The 22,546-nt window shown below is 44.9% G+C and carries 19 protein-coding genes and 1 pseudogene; 16 read left to right on the top strand and 4 right to left on the bottom strand.

Annotated elements, in window-relative coordinates; genetic code table 11:
* Nucleotides 1-37 precede the first annotated feature (37 nt).
* The 11 genes from DFP97_RS01755 to DFP97_RS01805 all read left to right on the top strand — a co-directional run bounded on the left by DFP97_RS01755 (nt 38) and on the right by DFP97_RS01805 (nt 12,869).
* Complete coding sequence (locus tag DFP97_RS01755) at nt 38-475, top strand: Dps family protein (RefSeq protein ID WP_114378241.1); 438 nt, start codon at nt 38-40, stop codon at nt 473-475.
* A 226-nt stretch (nt 476-701) separates the two neighbouring features.
* Nucleotides 702-1,658: a ring-cleaving dioxygenase gene (locus DFP97_RS01760; protein WP_114378242.1), complete on the top strand. Its 957-nt coding sequence runs from the start codon at nt 702-704 to the stop codon at nt 1,656-1,658.
* The gene (locus DFP97_RS01765; RefSeq protein WP_114378243.1) at nt 1,658-2,269 is read left to right on the top strand and encodes an alpha/beta hydrolase; all 612 of its coding nucleotides are present in this window, start codon (nt 1,658-1,660) and stop codon (nt 2,267-2,269) included. Before DFP97_RS01760 ends, DFP97_RS01765 begins: the two co-directional genes overlap by 1 nt.
* Nucleotides 2,270-2,375: 106 nt before the next feature.
* A complete protein-coding gene (locus tag DFP97_RS01770) occupies nt 2,376-3,374 on the top strand; it encodes a type I glyceraldehyde-3-phosphate dehydrogenase (protein WP_114378244.1) in 999 nt (332 codons plus the stop codon).
* Between the two features lie 486 nt (nt 3,375-3,860).
* On the top strand, nt 3,861-4,634 hold the full coding sequence (locus tag DFP97_RS01780; protein WP_114378245.1) for a hydrolase: 774 nt from the start codon (nt 3,861-3,863) through the stop codon (nt 4,632-4,634).
* Between the two features lie 146 nt (nt 4,635-4,780).
* Nucleotides 4,781-4,951 (top strand): hypothetical protein, encoded by a 171-nt coding sequence (locus tag DFP97_RS30545; RefSeq protein ID WP_181873310.1) that lies wholly within the window; start codon nt 4,781-4,783, stop codon nt 4,949-4,951.
* A 705-nt stretch (nt 4,952-5,656) separates the two neighbouring features.
* Nucleotides 5,657-6,559, top strand: coding sequence for a LysR family transcriptional regulator (locus DFP97_RS01785; protein WP_114378246.1), 903 nt, complete (start codon nt 5,657-5,659; stop codon nt 6,557-6,559).
* Nucleotides 6,544-7,422 carry a LysR family transcriptional regulator gene (locus DFP97_RS01790; RefSeq protein ID WP_114378247.1) on the top strand — a complete coding sequence of 293 codons (879 nt, stop codon included), beginning with the start codon at nt 6,544-6,546 and terminating at the stop codon, nt 7,420-7,422. The genes DFP97_RS01785 and DFP97_RS01790 overlap by 16 nt, the downstream gene beginning before the upstream one ends.
* 254 nt (nt 7,423-7,676) lie before the next feature.
* A complete protein-coding gene (locus tag DFP97_RS01795; protein WP_245975820.1) occupies nt 7,677-9,377 on the top strand; it encodes a type 2 periplasmic-binding domain-containing protein in 1,701 nt (566 codons plus the stop codon).
* 35 nt (nt 9,378-9,412) lie between these two features.
* Nucleotides 9,413-11,314 carry a histidine kinase gene (locus DFP97_RS01800; protein WP_114378340.1) on the top strand — a complete coding sequence of 634 codons (1,902 nt, stop codon included), beginning with the start codon at nt 9,413-9,415 and terminating at the stop codon, nt 11,312-11,314.
* Nucleotides 11,307-12,869, top strand: a complete 1,563-nt coding sequence (locus tag DFP97_RS01805) for a response regulator (protein WP_114378248.1) — start codon at nt 11,307-11,309, stop codon at nt 12,867-12,869. Before DFP97_RS01800 ends, DFP97_RS01805 begins: the two co-directional genes overlap by 8 nt.
* Before the next feature lie 198 nt (nt 12,870-13,067).
* On the opposite strand, the gene DFP97_RS30550 is transcribed toward DFP97_RS01805, so the two are convergent.
* The gene (locus DFP97_RS30550; RefSeq protein ID WP_181873311.1) at nt 13,068-13,205 is read right to left on the bottom strand and encodes a hypothetical protein; all 138 of its coding nucleotides are present in this window, start codon (nt 13,203-13,205) and stop codon (nt 13,068-13,070) included.
* A 213-nt stretch (nt 13,206-13,418) separates the two neighbouring features.
* Between DFP97_RS30550 and DFP97_RS01810 the strand changes: the two genes are divergently transcribed.
* Nucleotides 13,419-14,003: a Crp/Fnr family transcriptional regulator gene (locus DFP97_RS01810; RefSeq protein ID WP_114378249.1), complete on the top strand. Its 585-nt coding sequence runs from the start codon at nt 13,419-13,421 to the stop codon at nt 14,001-14,003.
* A gap of 9 nt (nt 14,004-14,012) precedes the next feature.
* Here DFP97_RS01810 and DFP97_RS01815 read toward each other — a convergent pair whose 3' ends face one another.
* A complete protein-coding gene (locus tag DFP97_RS01815; RefSeq protein WP_114378250.1) occupies nt 14,013-14,732 on the bottom strand; it encodes a DUF4386 domain-containing protein in 720 nt (239 codons plus the stop codon).
* A gap of 216 nt (nt 14,733-14,948) precedes the next feature.
* On the opposite strand from DFP97_RS01815, the gene DFP97_RS01820 reads away from it, so the two are divergent.
* The gene (locus tag DFP97_RS01820; protein WP_114378251.1) at nt 14,949-15,839 is read left to right on the top strand and encodes an SDR family oxidoreductase; all 891 of its coding nucleotides are present in this window, start codon (nt 14,949-14,951) and stop codon (nt 15,837-15,839) included.
* A 666-nt stretch (nt 15,840-16,505) separates the two neighbouring features.
* Nucleotides 16,506-16,637, top strand: a pseudogene (locus DFP97_RS01830) (GMC oxidoreductase); the annotation flags it as partial.
* Between the two features lie 169 nt (nt 16,638-16,806).
* Here the strand turns inward: DFP97_RS01830 and DFP97_RS01835 are convergent.
* Together DFP97_RS01835 and DFP97_RS01840 are read right to left on the bottom strand one after the other, a co-directional pair.
* Nucleotides 16,807-17,907, bottom strand: a complete 1,101-nt coding sequence (locus DFP97_RS01835) for a HupE/UreJ family protein (protein WP_114378253.1) — start codon at nt 17,905-17,907, stop codon at nt 16,807-16,809.
* A gap of 100 nt (nt 17,908-18,007) precedes the next feature.
* Nucleotides 18,008-19,357, bottom strand: a complete 1,350-nt coding sequence (locus tag DFP97_RS01840; protein WP_181873312.1) for a purple acid phosphatase family protein — start codon at nt 19,355-19,357, stop codon at nt 18,008-18,010.
* 161 nt (nt 19,358-19,518) lie between these two features.
* Here DFP97_RS01840 and DFP97_RS01845 point away from each other — a divergent pair, with 161 nt between their 5' ends.
* Together DFP97_RS01845 and DFP97_RS01850 are read left to right on the top strand one after the other, a co-directional pair.
* On the top strand, nt 19,519-20,298 hold the full coding sequence (locus DFP97_RS01845; RefSeq protein WP_181873313.1) for an aminoglycoside adenylyltransferase domain-containing protein: 780 nt from the start codon (nt 19,519-19,521) through the stop codon (nt 20,296-20,298).
* A gap of 124 nt (nt 20,299-20,422) precedes the next feature.
* On the top strand, nt 20,423-22,489 hold the full coding sequence (locus DFP97_RS01850; protein ID WP_114378256.1) for a serine hydrolase domain-containing protein: 2,067 nt from the start codon (nt 20,423-20,425) through the stop codon (nt 22,487-22,489).
* The last annotated feature ends 57 nt before the right edge of the window (nt 22,490-22,546 follow it).

The following is a 22,546-nucleotide window of genomic DNA, read 5'->3' on the forward strand; positions in this document are numbered from 1 at the left end:
TCCTTGAAATTGACGCTAAATTGGAAAGGAGCTTTTTATGTCTGATAATATTACGCAAGTGCTAAACACACAGATAGCGAATTGGAGTCTTTTGTTCACCAAACTCCATAACTATCACTGGTATGTTAAAGGTCCACAGTTCTTCACTTTACATTTGAAGTTTGAAGAACTATATACGGAAGCTGCTCTTCATGTGGACAATCTTGCCGAGCGGTTACTGGCATTAGGCGGCAGCCCCGTAGCGACTTTGCGTGGAATTATTGAAACCGCAACGGTAAAAGATGCAGTGGGAAATGAGAGCGCAACTGAGATGGTTCGCACCCTTGCAGCTGATTTTGGAACTATTGTTAATGAGCTTAAAGAGGGTATGAGTATCGCTAACCGTGAAGGTGACGAGACAACCGGGGATATGCTTTTGGCCATTCATAGCTCACTGGAAAAGCATGTATGGATGTTGAAATCATTCTTGGGTTAATCTAGATCCGTTTCTAATCTGTTATGTTATCGCAAAAAGCCGGGGAAAATCACCGGCTTTTTTGTATGCGGACTATAGTGATTAATGCGAAAGATATAGTAATTAGCTATACAGGTATAGAAATAATGGAATTGTTCGCTGTTGCACTATTCTCTATGATTTGAATCAGGAGTAAGTTTAGTTATTAGAAAAATAAAAAAAACAAAAAGAAGGAGTGATCCGAAAGATGAGTAATACCGTAAAGAAAACGGCAGGTATCCATCATATTACTTCTTTCGTACAAGATCCGCAGAGAAATGTGGATTTTTATGCTGGAGTCCTGGGCCTTCGTCTTGTAAAAAAAACAATTAACTTTGACGCACCCGAAGTCTACCATTTGTACTTCGGCAATGAAAAAGGCAGCCCTGGAACCATTGTTACGTTCTTCCCGCATGAACATTCTCGTAAAGGCCGCATAGGAGGAGGACAAGTAGGTACAACAACATACGTAGTACCAATAGGCGCACTTGATTTTTGGAAAGCACGTCTCACAGCGTTCGATATTTCTTTCTCAGAAAGCACCCGTTTTTCCGAGAACTATATCGAATTTCTCGATCGTGACGGTCTGCAGTTAGAGATCGTTGAACGGGAAGAAGGAGCTCCTAATACGTGGTCATTCGGAGGTATTCCAACGGATAAGGCTATCAAAGGATTTGGGGGTGCGGTGCTATACAGCCATGCATCCGAAAAGACCATGCAGGTTCTTGAGAACGTTTTAGGTCTTGAAAAGGTAGGGCAGGATGGTGCCTTTATTCGCTATAAGGCTGAAGGGGACCTCGGCAATCTCATTGATGTGAATGCGGAGTCCATGAAATGGGGGATCCCCGGTGCAGGCACCGTTCACCATATCGCGTGGCGAGCCAAGGATATTGAAGACCACAATGCTTGGAGAAGCCATGTGGAAAGCAGCGGTTTTTATCCTACGCCGATTATTGACCGACAGTATTTCCATGCTATCTATTTTCGTGAACAAGGCGGTATTTTGTTTGAAATCGCGACAGATCCGCCAGGGTTCGCAAATGATGAGCCTGAGGATCATCTGGGCGAGACATTAATGCTGCCATCATGGTTTGAAGACAGCCGTGCTGAAATTGAAAAGAACCTGACCCCTATTCAAGTACGGGAATTGGAGTCAATCAAGTAATGAAGCATATTTATCGAAAAGGTTCAAGTCCGAACCTGGTAACATTTCTCTTATTGCACGGTACGGGTGGGACGGAATACGATCTATTGCCGGTTGCTCATAGAATCTCCTCGACTTCGAATGTCCTTAGTGTTCGGGGGGAGGTTCAGGAGAATGGAATGTCCAGGTTTTTCAGGCGGTTGGAGGAGGGAGTGTTTGATGAGGAAGACCTATTGTTTCGAACTGAAGAGCTGAATGGATTTCTCGATCAAGCATCGAACCAATATGAGTTCGACCGCCAGAATGTAGTAGCGATAGGTTATTCTAACGGAGCCAATATTGCAGGGAGTCTCTTGTTCCATTGCAAGAACGCATTAAGAGGTGCGATTTTATTCCATCCCATGGTTCCTCGTCGCGGTGTAACACTACCAGAATTATCGCAAACACCTATATTCATTGGTGCTGGAATGAATGATTCGGTCTCCCCTCCACAAGAGACAAAAGAATTACTAACGCTATTGAAAGGTGCAGGCGCCTCCGTTGAAGTGAACTGGGAGCATGCAGGTCATCAGTTAACGCACTCTGAAATCGACGAAGCAGCCGATTGGTACAAAGAACATTTCCTTTCCTAGCTGATCACAGAATTAATGGAACGGTAAAGTCTAGACCTGAAAGTGAGCGGACTTAAAAAAGCTAGTTTTCTTGCTGGTCTTTTCTTCACCGCAATGGGAGGATATCATGGGTAAAATTGCAATATTTGGGTTCGGTAGAATCGGTCGGCAATTACTTAGAGCAGCACTTCAGGAGAGGCTCTTTGTACCGTATTCTATCTCTGATATTAAAGATGAATCCACACTTTCGGCGCTTTTTGAGGTTGATACGAATTACAAGCGTTGGCAAGAAGCGGTTTCCAGTCGAGAAGGAGCTATCATCATAGGCGGCCGAGAAATCCGGTATATGAATTCGTTCAGCGAGGTTCCTAATTGGAGAGAATTGGGTGTTGAGTTGGTGATTGACTGTACGGGGCGTGCTGTAACCAGACCTGTTGCACAATTGCACTTGGATCGTGGCGCCAAGCGAGTGCTTGTCAGCGGACCTAGTAAAAGTCTCGAAGATTGCGACGCCGTTTTGCTTAAAGGGATTAATCTGGGCAGTTTCGATCCGGAGAAGCATAAAATTATCAGTATGGCGAGCTGTACAACCAATGCACTGGCACCAGTGGTGAAATTGGTTAGGGAAAATTACGGCATTAAATATGGTTTGTTTTCAACGGTTCATTCGTATACCAATACACAATCATTAACAGATCAGCCTATGAAGGACCGGCGGGATTCTTGGGCAGCAGCCGAAAATATTATTCCATCATCTTCGGGTGCAGCTAAGGCTCTCAAGTTTATTTGGAGTGATCTCCAAATTACTGGAAAGGCCTACCGAATCCCGACTCGCACAGGCAGCATTGCTGAGCTTAATCTGATAACAGAGAAATCATGCTCCGTTCAGGAGATCAATGAAATGTTCCGCCTTGCTGCTAATGAAGGTGAGCTTAAGGGAGTTCTAAACATATTGGAGGGTGAATGGGCCTCTTCCCGTATTGTAGGGGATCCTCATTCATCGATTATTGATCTGCCATTAACGCAAGTGCAGGGGGATCTTGTATCCGTAGCCGCTTGGTATGATAACGAGTGGGGTTACGCTTCTCGCCTAGCTGAAGTTGCTGCTTTTCTTGTTTCGAGATAGTTTGATATGAGCAATAGATAACGCAAAAAAGAGCAGTTACACAGGCTATGATTAGCTGTGAATAACTGCTCTTTGTTCAATAGGGGGTACTTATATTATGTAGTCGAACGATCCTATAGTTTCAACCTATAGAACGTATAGAAAATATAGAATTGATCGATATATTTCGGTCTCATATTATAAAGACATGCGACGGACTTCATAACTAGTTAATTCGAATGTCGTCGTAAAACTAATAAAAGAAAGTAGGGATTCTTCATGTTTGATGACAAAACTGATTTACTTACCGCAGATAATTCTACCATCATCCTTATCGACCATTAACCAAAAATGCTATGCAAAGTGCCGATAGATAAACCGCCATCAATAATACTGTGGGACTGGCTAAAACGGCAAAAGTACTCAATGCGCCCATCATCTTAACTACCGTTGCGGCTAATACCTTCTCGGGTCTACTCAAATTCAATATAAAAGGAGCTAACAACCATGAAAAAATTACTTTCAAGCCGCATTACAACTCTAGCAATTTTAGCTGCTGTCGTATCGACAAGCGCATTCGGATCGATTCTCATTGCAAAGGCGGAAACAGTTGGTGCTAGTTCACCTGTCATTCAGGCAAAGGCGGTACCGTCTTCAAAATTGCTGACGCCAACGAACCATACCCTGCTCATGATCGACCACCAACCGCAAATGGCATTTGGTACATCATCGATTGACATCCAGGAACTGCGCAATAACGTGACCGGACTTGCCAAAGCAGCTAAAGCTTTCAAGGTGCCAACCGTTCTAACTACTGTTGCCGCAGAGTCGTTCAGCGGACCGATTTTCCCGGAAATCCAAGCGGTATTCCCTGAGCAGCAGCCAATTGACCGCACAACGATGAATGCTTGGGAAGATCAACGAGTTGTTGATAAAGTGAACAGCTATGGTAAGAAAAAGCTTGTCGTTTCCGGTCTATGGACAGAGGTTTGCGACTTATCAGCTGTGCTTTCCGCGATCGATCAAGGTTATGAAGTATACATCGTAACCGATACTTCAGGCGGTGTCACAGAAGAAGCGCACGATATGGCCATTGAGCGCATGATTCAAGCGGGCGCCGCACCAATCACTTGGGAACAGTACCTACTGGAACTGCAACGCGACTGGGCACGTTCCGAAACGTACAAAGCGACAACAGATATTGCTAAAGAACACGGCGGTGCATACGGTCTAGGTATTTTTTACTCGCAAGAAATGTTCGGCGGTAGTGAGGGACATTAATCGATTAGCAAGAGAAAATTCACGAAGTAAGATCTTACTTCGTGAATTTTTTCATCACTCCGATTGATTGATTCGAATAAGTATGACATTCAAGATAGTTAATCGGAAATTGATAATTTACGTCAAGGAAAGGAAGTAGATGAAAAGTGACACCAGTCCAAGTAAACGAATGGCTGGACGAATACAATGACTATATGCTGCTCTATAAAATGTTCGGTGATCAAACCTATTTAAATGAAGTAGAAGAAATATTGAAGAGCATGGAAAAATATATTGGTAGAATGCTAATGCTTGAAAAATTAAAACTTGCATTATAGGCGGCATTTTCATGTCAGGTATCCATCACATAACTGCATTTACAAATGATCCTCAAGCAAACGTTAATTACGTCGGAATCCTCGGCCTACGCTACCTTCAAGCACTCCTAATAGTTCCGCAACTACACCTCCAAGACAAAAGTGGTCAACCCACTTATAATACGACGGAGAATGAGAAGTAATCCGATTTTATAAAAACCCTAGTAAAAGAAGAGCCTGCTTCCAATCGAGAAGCGGGCTCTTCATATTTTCAGACTACACACATAGTGTTCCCAACACACCAACCCTAAAATCTAGCAACCTTCACCTGAAATCTAGCGGATATATTAAATGACAGGTTTCTTCTTATAATGTTTATAGAGCAGCAATCACCCCGATCACTCATCACCACCAGCGGGTGAACACCCAGTACGGGAAGCCCAAGAAAAGTACCCCTATGCTAAAGAATAACAGAACCGGCCAGCCAGGCGAATATAGGTTTCTCGCAATCGCCATGTTAAAGAAACCGAAGGACAAAAACAAGCCATGCAAATGCGAGGGAAGAATGAATGCACCAGAAAGGCAGTATTCATCAAGGCGGCTATCGCTCATCTTTTTTTCCAATGTCAATTCTAAGGGGGGGCATATCACTCTCAATGAGGCACCGCTTTATAGCTATTACGAATGATCAGTTGGGTCGGAACGGATAACTAAGGGGGATACATTATGGAATTGCGCCAACTTGAATATTTTATTCAAATATGCAAATCGGGAAGTTTCACCAAAGCTAAAGAAGAATTAGGTGTGACTCAGCCTACACTAAGTCAGCAAATTCGGGTTTTGGAAGACGAATATAATATTCAATTGTTCGATCGGGTAAGTAGGGGAGTTGAAGTAACGGAAGCGGGAAAAATTCTTCTGAATAAGGGTAACGCTATTATGGATCTTCTTGAAGTGGCGCGAAATGAAATATATGGCCGAAACAATAAATCTAGAGAAACAATTTCTATTGGATGTTGTCCTGCTGAACTTGAATATCTTGCTCCTTACTTCATGAGATTTCACCAAAAGTACCCGAATATTTTATTAAAAATTATCGATGCAGAGGATACCGAGAATAAAGTTTTGGAACAAAGTGTAGACATTGGAATCACTGCATATCCGATTTCTGATGCTTCGGTCATTTCGAATCATTTATATAGACAAGAAATGGCGCTATTGATTCACTCAGAGCATCCTTTGGCCGATAAATCTTCGATTCCTTTTCGCTCTTTGAAGCAAATGAAGTCGATCATGTTCCGAGAACAAAACAAATCATTAATTGAAATGTATTGTCTCTCTTGTGGGTTTACCTTGAAGTCGATAATAGAAACGTCCTCCACTTCAGTATTGATTCATTGGGTTCGTCGTAGACTTGGAGCAGCTCTTATACCAACATCTTTGCTCGAAAGTCTAAGGGGGGACGATTCTTTGCGTATTGTAAAATTAGAAGGCCATATTCCTTGTTGGGATATATCTCTTGTATATCTTAATTCCGTTACTATGAGGTCCAGTGCACGCATATTCATTCAAGAGATGGATTCATATGTAAGAGAGGTTGAGGTGAATCTTTCATGTTCAGGCAATTAGAATGTTTCATTCAAATTTGCAAAGAAGGAAGCTTTACTAAGGCTGCAGAAGTTTTAATGATTTCTCAACCTACTATAAGTCAACAGATCCGCTTTCTAGAGGTAGAAGTTGGAAGCCCTTTGTTCGAGAGAGCTGGTAGAGGGGTAAAGATTACAGCTGACGGGGAAATACTTTACGAAAAAGCTCTTTCCGTAATGAGGCTCATTGAAGAATCGAAGAAAGAAACTTACGAGTTACGCAATGCTCGGGCCCGGGAAAATAAACTTTCGATAGGCATCTCGCCTATGGACTTTTTTAGTTTAATACCCCGTTTTTTGAAATTCCATGAACAGTATCCTGATATTACATTAAAATTTGCGAGTGCAGAAAATACATCACAACAATTATTGAATAGTAGTATCGATATTGGCATTACCGACAATCATGATTCAAACAAAGAAATTCATATGATGCACCTGTATAAAGAAGAACAAGCATTGGTCGTTTATGCGGATCATCCATGGGCAGATCGAACCTTTGTTTCTTTTCAAGAGCTAGAAGATTTAGAATCTTCCTTATTTGTTGGGGATATAAGTTTAATCGAGCATCTTCATACATTCAGCGCTAAGATCGCCAAATCCTTGCAATCAAAGTTTGAGTCAACTTCCACGGCAATTCTTCTTTCTATGGTACTTCAAAAGATGGGGGTAGCTATTTTACCTGCTTCTTTATTTGAAAACTTTTCTGGTCAGCAATTGAAAATGATTCGTCTCGTAGATCCAACGCCTGTTCGTGAGATCAAGCTTATTTTTAAAAAGTATCATTACAATAATCCTTCTGTACAGAAATGTATCGATTTTTTTCTAGAACAATCCAAAAAATGAATCATAACTAGAACATCATAGCTAACAAAAGCGAGCAAGACGAAGGAATATTTCCTTGTCGTGCTCGCTTATTCGCTTTGGCGTCGTAGGAAATCTAAAATATAGTAACCCTACCATGTAAGCACTTTTTTTTGCTTGCAGTAAACGTTATACTAAATTGAGAGTTCTGAAGCGTAAGTCTGCTGCATATGGATATATATTCCAATTATGGGATATTAAGTTAGACAACCTACACAGACGAAGGAGCAATATGAATGGATAAATTGCGTAAATCAGCAATGCTGTTGCTAGCTATGATGACATGTTGGACGTTAGCGGCTTGTTCTGGGAACTTCGGCACATCGAGCAATGGCAGTGCCGAGGATCATACGAACTCCAACGCCAATCTTATAGAGGCAGATTCTTCTCAAAAGAAGCCTTCTCCGGATGAGCCTGCCTGGAAGCTGGATACGACACCGATTACGTTTGACTGGTATATCAATTTCGATTGGTTCAACAGCAAGTGGGGAGGCAACGTCGTTTCCGATTATATAACGAAGAAGACGGGTGTCAGCTTGAACTTTATCGTTCCTGCTGGCGACGCCAGCGAGAAGCTCAACACGATGATGGCGGCAAGGTCGCTCCCTGACTTCATCACGCTGGGCTGGTACGAGGAAGCCGTGCAGAAGATGATTAAGGGAGATATGATGCTTCCATTGAATGAGCTAGCGGATCAGTATGATCCTTATTTCTTTAAAGTCGCAGACCCCGCGAAGCTTAGCTGGTATACACAGGCTGACGGCAATGTGTATGGCTACCCGAATGCATCTTCATCCCCTGCGGATTATCAAAAATATGGTCAGTTTTTTACGTCTAACCAGAGCTTTGTTGTTCGGAAAGACATGTATGAAGCACTTGGGAAACCGGATATGAGCACGCCGGAAGGGTTTCTCGGCGCGCTTAAGGCTGCGAAGGAGAAGTTTCCGGAAGTGGACGGCCAGCCGCTCATTCCGATCGGCCTGCATGAATTTACGGAAACCGGCAACTATTCGCTGGACGCGTATCTTCAGAACTTCCTAGCCATTCCGCAGCAGAAAAACGGCAAACTGTACGACCGTCGAAGCGATCCAACCTATCTGAAATGGCTGAAGGTGTTCCGCCAAGCGAATGAGGACGGACTGATGCCGACAGATGTCTATCTTGATGAAAAACGACTGGAAAAGGATGAAAAAATATCGCAAGGGCGCTATTTTGCCATGCTGTATCAGTGGTCTGATTTTACTGAAATTAACCAAGCGTTGTATCAGAAGGACCCGAATAAGGTGTATATCGCGATTGATGGTCCGGCGAATGATGCGCATGATGCGCCAACACTTGCAGGAAATGGCATCTCCGGTTGGACGGTGACGCTCATCTCGAAGAACGTCAAGGATAAGAAGCGGGCAATTGCCTTCCTCAGCTATTTGCTCAGCGAAGAGGGAAACAAGGATCTGTACTTAGGAGAGAAGGGCGTTACCTACGATACGATAGACGGCAAAGATCAGTTCCTGCCAGAGGTCTTACATCTGCTCAACTCCGACCGCCAAGCGTTCGATAGCAAATATGGCGGTTCTTATATGTACTGGATGCTAATGGATACGAACATGAAACTAGCATGGATGACGGGGATGGATGCAGAGCCTGCCAAACAAATTGCCGATTGGACGAAGGGCAAGGCGATCAGCATGAGCGAGTTCGACATTCTCGATCCGGACCCGACGACGAAGGAAGGTATTGCGGAAGACCAACACATTAGGCTCTGGGCCGAGACGCTGCCGAAGCTGCTGATGTCCAAGTCGGATGCTGAATTCGATGAACTGTTCACCGAATTCATGAACAGCATTACCGCGGATCCCGAGTATGAAGCCATCGTAGCCAGCCGCCAAGCAGCCTATGAACGAAATGTACAGAAGCTGAAGTCGTCACCTAATCAATAGTTCTATAGAGGAAGCAGCAGGATGTGAAGCAGGAGATGGGATTCGCGGCAATCCATTGGTTATTGGCGAAACGTGCATTTACGTTTAAACTTTCGCTTCAAGTCAAACTGATTCTGTCATTTGTGTTCGTTATCATCATACCGGTTGTTCTATTCTCCTGGTATACGCTTAATGAAGAATCCGCCAAGGCAATGAAAGAATTGACGAAGAACAACGAGAATGTCCTTGCAGTCGAGAAGATTAACATTGAGAATAACATGGAGCTGATGGGATGGACCGGTCAGCTTGCGTTATCCAATCGGGAAATGAACCATTATCTGCAAATTGAACAAATTCAGGATGCAGCGCGTGTTCTTCATATTAAGAAAGATGTGGTCAACAGCTTTCAATATTTTCTGTTCAACAATCCACGAATTTCGAATGTCCGGTTGTTCACGGACAACCTTTATGTGAATGAGATTTGGCCAGTCATCCTACAGGAATCACGTATTCAGGACAAGCCTTGGCATGATGAGGTGATGAAGCAGAGCGGTTTGCCCTGGTGGGAGATACAGGAGAACGTCGCCCTCACCGGTGCGCCATCCGAACCATCGCCGAATGAGCCCTTCATGACGTACTTGCAGGAATTCAAATATCCGGACAACGCAACACATAACGGGATTCTAGAGATATCAATGAAGCTGTCGAATTTCTTCTCCCGAACGTTCAGTAGTGTGCAGGACATGAACTCCCAGCTGATCGTAGTAGCAAGGAGCGGACAGGTATTCAGCTTGAAGGATTCACCGGTGTTCGAGCAGCACAGCGCGGAGCAATTGATGAACAGCGTGAATCTGACGAGTAATACAGATAGCGAGACGGTACAGTTCAAGGTTAATGGGCAGTCCTACTTGGCATCCCAGATCTACATTCCATCGATTGACGTACATCTGGTCAATATGGTTAGTCTTGCGGACACGATGGAAGGCATTAACCATTCGAGAGTTCGTTATATTGTACTCATATCGTTACTAGCGGCATTTCTCGTACTGCTTTCTTACTCGATGCAGGCGATGATTTTGCGCAGGCTTAAGGCGTTAAGAGAATCAATGAATCAGGTAAGTAGCGGTAACTTCGACGTCGAGCTGCCGCCGATTACCGGTACCGATGAGGTAGGAGAGCTGGGCTTGCATTACCGCAAGCTCATTCTGAAGATTAACGAGCTCATTCAAGAGCAGGCAGCTAGGCAGGCGGCAGGCAAAGAAGCCGAGCTTCGGGCGCTGAAGAACCAGATCGATTCCCACTTCCTCTACAATACGCTGGAGAACGTCAAGATGCTTGCGGAGATTGAAGGGCAGTTCCTTATATCGGACATAATGACCTCGCTAGGCGGTATGATGCGGTATTCGATGGAATGGAAGCGGGATCACGTGATGCTTAGCAATGAGATTCAGCAGGTCCAGCATTATGTATCCGTCATGAACATCCGTTATGATGGAAGACTTGATCTCCGATTGTCGATTGCACCGGAATGCCTCATGCAGGAATCGCTCAAAATGTCACTACAGCCCGCAGTCGAGAATGCAATCAAGCATGGGATGAGCCGCATGCATTCCAGCGACGGAAATCTTGTCATTACGATCTCTGCCGTCCGTCGTGATCAAGCTTGTGTCATAGAGATCACTGACAACGGCTGCGGCATACCGCAAGAGAAGCTGGGCTTATTGAATCGAATGCTCCGAATGGAAGAGTCCGCTTACCAGGATGTCCGGCAATTATTCGTTCGCAAAAATAACCAGGACAGCAATGGAATCGGTCTGCGTAATGTGGACCAACGCCTAGTGATGAGCTATGGGACGGAATATGGGATTCAGATCGAGAGTCAGGAAGGAAGCTATACACGTATAATCATGACTTTGCCGTATCGGGTCATGGGAGGGGGATTGGACATCAATGATTAGCTTGCTGATCGTCGACGACGAGAAGATCATTCGGAGGGGCTTGCAATCGGTGATTGAGAGGCAGTTTCCTAATCTGTTCAACTACCGATTTGCCGAGAATGGACAAGAGGCGCTGGAGCTGCTTAGCCAGGAGCCTGCGGATATTATGTTCACAGATATCCGAATGCCGATTATGGATGGGATCGAACTTCTCGAGCAGCTGCAAGATCATCCGGTTAAACCCGAGGTTATATTGTTGTCTGGCTATAATGAGTTCGTATATGCGCAGAAAGCGATTCGCTGTGCTGTGAAGGATTACCTCGTGAAGCCTGTGGTGCGGGAGGAGTTGTTTGCCGTCCTGGAGCAATTAATGCGGGACATAAGGATGAGAGAAGAGCGAGCAGACAAGGCGGGTGAAGATGCCAGCTTTGTTGCTGCCGAGCTAGTTATCCAGCATTTGACCCAGAAGGATCTGGGTGATGCGATAACACAGAACAAGCTGAAACAGGCCGGTTTAAGCTGGTTGGATGCAGGATATTCGCTGGGCTTGCTTACGCGAAGCGGTGGAGGATCACAGCCTAGCAGTACGGATGCTGCTGCTTTCAGGAATCAAATCGCTGAGCTGTTACAAGGGCATATGGATTGGATGCTCACGCGTGATGGTGTAGGCGGAACGATTATGATCGCGCGCGATCCGGTCTTGTTCTACCTGTTGGCGGAACGGTGGAGGTTGAGTGTATATGAGTCGCAGCTGCGAATCGCGATAAGCGAGTCTGTTCAAGGGATAGAGCAGATAAGGAGGGCATACAGCCAAGCGAAGCATACCTTGAAATACAGTATTGTGCTTTCAGAACTTGATGTGCTGGACTACAACAGCATAAGTGAGCGAAATGAGCGGCATGTTGTTCCTGTAGAGTTAATTCAACGTTTATCGAATCTGATGGGAATGGGACGCGGGAATGAAATGAAGCAGCTTCTCGATCAAATTCTAGATGTTCGTATCATTAGCTGCAGTGAAATCGGCTACCTGGAACGGATCAGCCAGCTGCTCAATGAAGAGCTGTTCGACAAGGTGTTCCGCATCTACGGAAATAGAGTGCTTGACCTATTAAGGCCGTACGCCTATGTTGGCCATATCGGGAATTTCGATCGATTTGAACATTATTATGCAGCTGTTGAGCAGCTTCTCGATAGTCTGGATCGGTTCATCCAAGATCGGAGGGAGCAAGCGCCGCCTACTGAGCAAAATACGATGCAAAAAGTTCTCGCCTACTTGCAGACGCATTATGCCGACGATTTAAACATGGCGGTCGTGTCCAACCATTTCTCACTCAATTACTCGTATTTCAGCCAAGCCTTCCAAGAATATAGCGGTGAGAGTTTCTCGAACTATGTTCGTCGGTTAAGGCTGGACAAGGCGAAGGAGCTGCTGGTACACTCCGATTTGAAGGTGTACGAAATCAGTGATCAGGTTGGATTCGAAAATGTGAAGCATTTTATGAGAATATTCAAGGAAACCGAAGGCATCACAGCGCTGGAATTCCGAAGCCAGCGAAGGCTGTTTGGAACCCAATAAGCTAACGGACAACGACGGAAAACGATAACTCAAGCTAAGCTTAAGGCAGCTGAATTCCAAGCAAGCTATGAAATCGCCCTCAAACGTTTCTTTGACGAGAAAATTGCAAAAACCGTTTCTTTCGTAAATGGGTGATCGCACGCCTGTTTACGAAGAAACGGTTTTTTGTTTTTCAGAATAACCTAACCCCAATTGTTATCATCCTGTTCCTTCTGGAGGATCATTACTACCGCCATTCGGGGAATCAGCATGAATTTGATCAGCATTAATTGTTGCGAAAGTGGTTCCAACTAAAAATGCTACAGCGATCATAATAACAGCAACTGCTTTTTTCATCGTGATCACCTCCCCCTGTAGTGTTTACAGGAAGAATATATCACGTAAGGCATTCCCATTTGTAGGGTAATACCCGGGAAGTTTTCGGGAAGTTTTTCGGGAAGGAACTGCTGCCTGAGCGAAGAGCTATTTTTTACCAACAGATTTATTAAAGTGGGTTTATAATGAAAACAGACGGTTATAACTTAATCAACGAGTTGAAGGGAAAGCAAAATGAAAAAAATATTATTGAAGTATATGACCAGATTTACAACACTTCGCGAAGAAGAACAACAGGCAATCGCTGAACAGATACTTATTGAAGAATATAAAAAAGGAACCATGATCCTTAGACAAGGAGAGATTCCGGATAAATGTTATTTCGTATTGAAGGGATGTGTTAGGCAGTATTCTATAGATGAAACGGGAAAAGAAGTCACATCCAATTTCTACACAGAAGAACAAGCCATATCGAATTTTAATCATCATAAACAGGATAAGTCATCCGCGTACTCTTTAACTTGTCTAGAAGACTGTATATTGGTTGTTGGCGACCTTGATTCCGAAAAGGACCTGTATAACAAATACTCACAATTGGAAGCCATGACACGCATGATGATCGAGCAAAATTTTGGCGAGGTACAAGATGAATTGGCTTCATTTATCGCATCGGCACCAGAAGAACGCTATAAAGCACTATTACGGAAACGGCCTCATTTAGTCGACCGTGTGCCCCAGCATCAACTGGCGAGTTATCTTGGTTTTACCCCAGAGTCATTAAGCAGAATCAAGAAGCGGATCAATAAAGATCATTTTTAGGATAAGCTGTCATATCCTTTTACGGACTTTTCCCCCTCTGAAAAGCAACCATATACCAAAGCCCAATTCTCCTGCAATCATTGGCACCATAAATACAATGTTAAGTATTGAAATGACCCCATCATATTGAGGAAGAAACGTTTGACATAGGTGAATCACAATATAGCCTATTGAAGCAAGCAACAACAAGATGCCAATGACTTTGGGTATGCTGTCTGATTTGAAAGCTATATAGCCCACAATCATTAGATGCCCGCCAAAAATGATCAAACCAATAGACCAAATCGATTCAAATGCTTCAAAAAACAGCATCGTAAGTGCTTGAAGCTGATCGATTTTAAATGATGATAAATAGTCCGTACCTTTCGAGAGAAGCAGCACAAATACCAAATTCATTATTGCAATTCCCAAAATAGCCGAATAGGTAAGACGGAGCCATGCACCGAGCAATGAAAGGCTTTTATTAATCGGCTCCAGGAAGATATAGAAAGCCCAGGCGACCACAATGTCAAGTATCAGGATAATGATCCACCCAAAGATTTCAGCTTTGAAAAGCATATTTGATGACATGATGTTGTTAAATGTGGCACTGGCATCGCCTTGCACCACAAGGCTTCCATGGACAAAGCCAAAGGAAAAAAAGGCGGCAAGCGCCATGATGATAAGTGATGTGCCGGCAGCCAGAGCCGATTTTCGCTGATACGATAGTTCTTGTACTAAGTTAGTCATAAGATATCCTCCTAATAGCATTGTTGATTTTCATTGTAATAGGAAGATTATGACTGGTCATTGACTTAAATCAAGAGTGCAAATATTTATTAGAGCACCGCTGTTCGTGTCCCTTACCGCTGATCTTGCTGTCGAAGAATAATCGCCGGCGGCACCACCGTTCCGCAATGGGCATATGTTGTGGTATCTCAAGTTTTCCAGAAAGGATAGGATATCATGAAGCCCACTTTTGGAAGTTATACCGAGTGTGAAACGATTCCGATTTACTATCCGCCGCAGTATCAGCCGCAGCAGCCCGGTATCGAATCCATCATGATTCCAAGACCCGTTTCCGAAAATCCCGCATATGCTGGAAGCGGAAAGCTGCGCGATAAAGTTGCGATTATAACGGGCGGAGACAGCGGGATCGGAAGAGCTGTGGCGTACGCGTTCGCCAAAGAAGGAGCGGACATCGTCGTCGTCTATTTCAATGAACACGGGGATGCCAAGGAGACGTGGACAAGGATCAATCAGTTGGGCCGAAGATGCCTCACTCTCGCCGGAGATATCGGAGATGAATCGTTTTGTGGGCATGTGGTGGAAATGACGATCCGCACTTTCGGCCGAATCGACTGCCTGATCAACAATGCTGCGGTGCAGTTTTATCAGGAGAGCATCGAAAGCATTACTCGTGAGCAGCTGGAACGGACCTTTCGAACGAATATTTTTGCGATGTTCTATCTCACCAAAGCGGCCCTCCCTTACTTGAAACCGGGAAGTACGATCATCAATACCTCTTCCGAAACCGCACATGTCGGATTTAAAGGGTTGATCGACTATTCGGCGACCAAAGGTGCGATTAACACGTTTACGCGTTCCTTGAGCATGTCGCTGGTCGACCGCGGAATCCGTGTAAATGCAGTTGCTCCTGGAAGAACGTGGACGCCTCTTCAACCGGCATCGCTGCCTCCGAAGCTTTATATGTCGGCCGGTTTTGAACATCCGCTGAGACGGGACGCTCAACCGTGGGAGATTGCGCCCGCATTCGTCTACCTGGCATCCGACGATTCCACTTATGTGATAGGGCAGGTGATCCAGGTGAACGGGGGGTCGTATTTCGGTCAATAACCGTTCAACTATAACTTTTGCATCGGTACTGCTTGGTTGATACCAATAAATAACTAAAACATTTTTATTCTCATAAATGTCATGAATTACTTTTTCGTTTCTTTCTTTTTGTTTATCAAAATCCTTACGCCCATCTTTAAGTGCTTCCTCCGAATCAAAGATGTAAATAAAAATTTGGTCGGGTGGTTCATTATTTGTTATTAGGTATCGATTTGCTTTAACTTTTCTTATCTTCCAATCGTCAGTAATTTGTTTAGGATCTAGTCTTATACCTTCTGTACGAAAGGCATGTTCAACTTGATCTAAATTTAACAATATAACTGAATCAGTCCCTTGAATTGAACATCCTGTTAGTATTAAAAATACTGCAATGAAGAACAATCTATATTTTAATTTCATCTAATCTCCTCCGTATAAGTCAATCTTTAAGTGGGACCTCATTCATAATTTGTAGAAGTTCAGGTGAGTTAAATTCTTCACCAAAATTAAGTACACCGACACCTTTATTTAGAGATCCCACTGAAAGAGTGAAAAACTGTTGATTGGTTTCGGGAATCATAATAAATCCAATAGTTATGTTGTCATCCTCATTTTGTTTGTTTTTTACGACAGCATCAATAAAAAGTATTACCATTATTTAGGTTTTTTAAGAATCCATCCGAAGTGCAAATTCATGGTGTACCCGGTCTCTATGTAGCGGATAACAGCATTTTTCCGGTTATGGGCGCAGCAAATCCAACGCTCGCGATGGTGGCTCTAGCCATACGCACGGCGGATCATATCATCCGGCAGCGATAGTAAGACCCAATAAATCGGGTATGATTGAATATTTTGCAGCAATTGAGCATCCTTGAGGTGCTTTTCTATTTGTACAAGAAAAAGCAGTCCACTCGTTAGAGGGCGGGCTGCTTTTGCTCTATTTACCTATTCGTTTAGAGAATCGCCGTTCGTTGCACAGTGTTGCAAATCATATCACTAAAATCCGCTGTACAAACCAAAACAGACCTATCGCGATCACACCTACGGAGCTGACAGAGACAACGCTGGGATAATAAGTCGGATAACGCCGCAGAAGTGCAAGCAGCGGGAAAATCGCGCAAAGGATGATGATTTGTCCGAGCTCCACCCCGGCATTAAAAAATAGCAGGGAAGATAACAAGCTTTCGCGGGAAAGCTCCATCTCTTGCAAAATGCCCGCAAACCCGAATCCGTGCACGAGACCGAAAAGCAGCGTCACGATCGTACGGTGCTTCGGATCTTTATTGAATAAATTTTGTGCTGCCACAAAGACGATGCTTGCGGCAATGGCCGACTCTACCCATCGCCCGGGCAATTGAACCAATCCAAAGGTAGCCAGTCCCAGCGTTATGCTATGCCCAACCGTGAACGCTGTAACCACTTCCACGACGCTACTTAACCTTTTGGCAGCAGGCAGCAGGCACAGTACGAACAGAATGTGATCGTACCCGGTAAAGATGTGCTCTGCACCAAGGACAATAAATTGCCACGCTTGACGCAGCCAATTGCGTTCGCCTACCACCAGTTCCTGGTTCGTAATGGTGAAGATGAACTCCTGGTCCCCTTGAGGTCCGCTAATTTGAGCGATATTCGAATGGGACTTGTTAACGTCCTTAATAAATACATCATAATGGATACGAGTGGAATCTCCATCTCCGGAATAAACCAATTGAAATCTGGCCAACCCCATCTCGCCAACCCTCTCGATGCTTGTGCCGATCAGTTCAGGCATGACGGGCACCTCGTCACGGTATATCTTAACCCCGGATGCTACATAATCAAACACCGCCTCCGTCTTGGCGTCAAGCGCTTGTTGAAGTTCTTCAACGGAAGGTGAAGACAACATATCAACGGGCATCGGAACTATACCCGTTAGATCGTGGAAGTCCAGGAGCAGTTCTACATATACCTTATTCGACTCAATTTGCACATCCATGTACCCGTTTTCCATGGCATGCGCGCTTGCGGGCCCGGGGAACAGCACGAAAATCGGCACCGTCAGCGCAAGAGCCGTAAACAAAGCGGCAATTAACATTATGATCCGTTTCATAGTCGACCCTTCCTTGTATATATTCTCGATGCTTTACGAAAAGCAATAGAGATGGAGAATGCATCTCCATCTCTATTATTTTAGTATAGAAGAGTAGAACTTATTTCATCGTTTCAGTCATCTGCTTCTTTCCGTTAGGAAGCTTCTTGATCTCGAACGCGTCGAACGGTTTGCCTGTTGCCGTACGTGCATCGTATCGGAGAACATCTCCATCGACATGAATAAGCTGGTACAGCTGGGTATTTGCGACTGCTTTGTCCACCTGCGCACCGTTCTTATCCCAGACTGCTGAGGAGGATTCATACATTTTCGGACCGGAAACCGAGTTCACGAATACCGTGGTGCTGTCGTTATCTACTACCTTCTGCCCGGAGTTTTGGTTCACAACTTGGCCGCGCGCATACGTGTGATCATGTCCTTGGAGCACCAAATCAACATTATATTTCTGAACGATTGGAAGCAGCTTGTTCCGCACTTCCGCGTTGTCGCGACCCTCTGCGCTGGAGAAGATCGGGTGGTGGAACATGAGAACCGTCCATTTATTCGGATTGTTCGCCAACGTTTGATCGAGCCACGTTACTTGCTTGTCAAGGTTTTCGCCCCGAAGGTTCGTGTCGAGCGAGACAATGCGCATACCTTGGTAGTCAGTGTAATATACATTCTCCTTGAATAAGGCTTCATCCGGGCCGTTCTGTGGGAGGGCAAACGTCGGGCGCCAGTAAGGCGTAAGGCCGGCAGGAGTATCTTTCGAGATTCTAGCATACTCGTGGTTGCCGGGAGTCGGAATGCTCGGCACCATGCCGTTCAGCCATCCGCCTGCTTTGAACCACTCGCCCCATTGATCGTCGGCGTCGCCATGATTGATCAGGTCGCCGGCATGCAGGATAAAGCGCGCTTCCGGCAGGTCGGAGTAAGCGTTGCGGATGACGCGGGACCAGTGTTCTAAAATATCGTTTTGAGCGTCGCCAACGTATAGGAACGAGAACGGTTTGGCTTGGGCGGAAGCCGTGGTAAACTCAAACCACTCGCTCCAGTTGGCCCCGTCGCCTACGCGATACAGGTATTTTGTTTCCGGCGTGAGGTTTTGGAAGTTAACCGAATGATATTTCTGGGAGTAGTTCAAGTATGTAGCCACTTCGGAAGTACTCTCAGCTGGAACCGTCACTGCACTATCCTCAAAATCGGAGTTGTCAGTTGCCAATGCGATTTGGGCTTGAGGCGTGAAAACGTTAACATCCGTGCGCCAGGTAACGGCTTGAGTAGTCGCCGTATCGCCCTCCCACGTCAGGACAATCCTGTCGGGCTGCAGGGACGGTTTGTAGATTTCTGCGGTCGGCATCTTCGTCGCTATTTGCTCTGCCACAACATTGACAGCAGGAACAGCCAGAATTGCGGCGGACAGCAGAAGGGTTGTACGAACCCAACGCTTGTCAGTCCATTTTTTAAACATTAGTATCTTCCTCTCCGTAACTAGGATTTGGATTACGAGATTCATCATACTTTAAGAGTGTAAAATGAAGGTCAACTTAATGATATGATATTATTAAGATCAACTATTCGCAGAGCCAAAATCGGATTAAATAAGGGATATTAATGAGAGGGGCAATCAAATTGAAACCAACCTCGTATCCGGATATAAATAGGTTGCTCCAGTCGCTATTTACAGAAATACAAGAAGTACTAGGAGATAAGCTGGTCGGTTTTTATATATATGGTTCTTTGGCATGGGGGGATTTCGATGATGATATCAGTGATATTGATTTACTGGCGGCGGTCTCCTCAGGAATTAATGAAGACGAACTCCAATCACTAGAGAAAATGCATGCAGGTTTTGCAGAGCGCAATAAGGAGTGGGACAACAGGATTGAAGTGCAGTATTATTCGACTGAAGCTTTAAAGACTTTTAAAATAAAATCTAGTAAAATGGCAGTTATTAGCCCCGGAGAACCGCTTCATATCGTGGAGGCGGGTATACAGTGGTTACCGAATTGGTATTTTGTACAGGAGTACGGTATTACTCTATTCGGACCTGCTCCAAATACGTTCATTGCACCTATTTCTAAAGAAGAATTTGTAAAGGCCATCAAAGAACAAGCATTGGGATGGAGAGAATACGTTAAAAAAACCATTCATTCCAGACCCTATCAAGGATACGCCATTCTTACGATGTGCAGGGCAATATACACGCTAAAACATGGCGAACAGGTTTCTAAAATAAAGGCGGCACAGTGGTTCAAGAAAGAAATTCCCGAATATGCTTGGTTAATAGACAACGCTTTAAAATGGCGTGAAGATTACCGGAACGAGAACATTAAACATGAAGAAACGTATATAGAGACAGCCAAATTTGTCCACTTTGTAGTAGATAGAATATCCAACCGTCCATATTGAACACTTCACTTAAAATATGAGAGAACTTCCCAGACGAGGGAGGTTCTATTTTTATTTCCAAATAAATGAACCTTTACGGATAGTTATACGTCTTACCTATAGACTAAACTCTAAGGAGGCTATTATGAGAAAAAGAAGATCTTGGATGCTGGCACTGGTGCTTGCGCTAACGCTGCTTGTCCCGACGGGAGCGATGGCTGCAGGCCAGAGCAATGAGCTTGCCTACGATGCTACCCGGAAGGCCGCGGCGGAGAAAGCCCTGCTGCTCACAGAAAGTTACGGTACGACAAGCGTTCAATATGCACTTATCGATCATGGCAGCATTGTCGTATCCGGTCAATCCGGTCGAAACGATGAGAATGGGAAAAAGCCGCTGACGGCTGAAACGATGTACGGTATCGGGTCGACGAGCAAGATGATCGTTACCGCGGCCGTGATGAAGCTGGTAGATGAGGGGAAAGTCGATCTGGATTCGCCTGTCGTCAAGTACATCCCCTACTTTACGATGAAAGACGAACGATACAAGCAGATTACGCCGCGCATGCTGCTCAACCATTCCTCCGGTATTAACGGATCGACGTTGACCAACTCTTTTTTGTTTGAAGATAACGATACCTATGCCCATGATAGATTGATAGAACAATTGGCCCAGCAAAAATTGAAGGCTGATCCGGGCGCTTTTTCGGTTTATTGCAACGACGGGTTTACGTTAGCCGAAATTATGGTGGAGGAAGTCAGCGGTATGGACTATACCTCTTATATCCATCAACATTTTACGAATCCTTTGAAAATGTCCAATACGAAGACACCGCTGGATAAGCTGGACGCATCCAAAATGGCGGGACTCTACTACCCTACATATGAGGGACAATTGCCAAACGAGTCGGTCAACGTCATTGGAACAGGCGGCGTATATTCCACGGCGGAGGATTTGGCCCGATTCTCGCAAATCTTCACAGGACAAGTTGATGGAATACTCTCTGACAAAACGGTAGAAGCGATGGAACAAGAAGAGTATAAGAAAGGCTTTTGGCCCGATGAGGCGGACACGTCTGTCGGCTACGGACTCGGCTGGGACAGCGTCAACCTGTTCCCGTTCGATGAATACGGCATTAAGGCGCTTACGAAAGGCGGAGACACGATTCTTTATCATGCAGCATTCGTTGTGCTTCCTGAGCATGACATGGCTGTTGCCGTTCTCTCTTCCGGCGGCTCCAGTACGACAAATCAACTATTGGCGAATGAAATGCTGCTTCAGGCGCTGAAAGAGAGAGGGACGATTGCCGAATTTAAGCCTGAGAAGTCGTACGGAACACCCGTAAAGGCGGAAATGCCGGAGACATTGCTGAAGCATGCGGGGATGTACGGAATGTCGAATCAATTGATCCAAGCAGATATCAGCAAAGCTGGTGAAATGTCATTATCTATGGTGCAAATGCCGGACATTCCGGCTGAGAAATATATGTATACGGCGGATGGTTCATTCATGAGTGCGGATGGGAATACGAAGGTCAGCTTCGTGGAAGAGAATGGACGTACCTACTTGTGGACCAGACTTTATGCCTCGATACCTGGGCTTGGACAGACGGCTTTGTCTCATTATTCCGGTGAGAAGCTCGCGGCCCATGAAATATCTGAAGAAGCGGCTGCCGCCTGGAAGGAACGTGACGGCAAGAAATATTACCTGATCAATGAAAAATATACATCGGTAGCGTACTTGATTATGTCCACTATTAATCTGGATTTGGTTGAAGAATTCCCCGGTTATGTGATGGACAAAAAAATAATAGGCCCAAACACAGCTGTCAGCGAATTGCAAATCCCGACCGTGGTTGGAAGAGACATTACGAGCTATAACTTTTATACGGAGGATGGAACCGAGTACCTCGAAGCCGCGGGCAGTATATATGTACGCGAAGATGCAGTGAAGCCGATCTATCATGGCAAAAAGTCGTCGGCAACCATCCCGGCGAACGGTCATGCCAAGTGGTACACGATACCGGATAAGGCCGCAGGCAAGACCATGCAGGTGAAGATGCCTGCAAACGGCTCATTTGTCGTATACGACGAGAAAGGCACATGTGTGAACTTCACCGTGATCAGCGGCGATCATAAGGTTGTGCTGCCTGCGAAAGGTACCATTGTTTTCGCTGGTGAAGCTGGGTCTAAGTATGAGATTTCTATAAAATAATACAGCGATAGTGCAGTCAAGCTAGCTAGCAACCATACCGCCACCCTCTCGGCAAGG

It is taken from the genome of Paenibacillus prosopidis (assembly GCF_003337375.1).
Taxonomy (GTDB): domain Bacteria; phylum Bacillota; class Bacilli; order Paenibacillales; family Paenibacillaceae; genus Pristimantibacillus; species Pristimantibacillus prosopidis.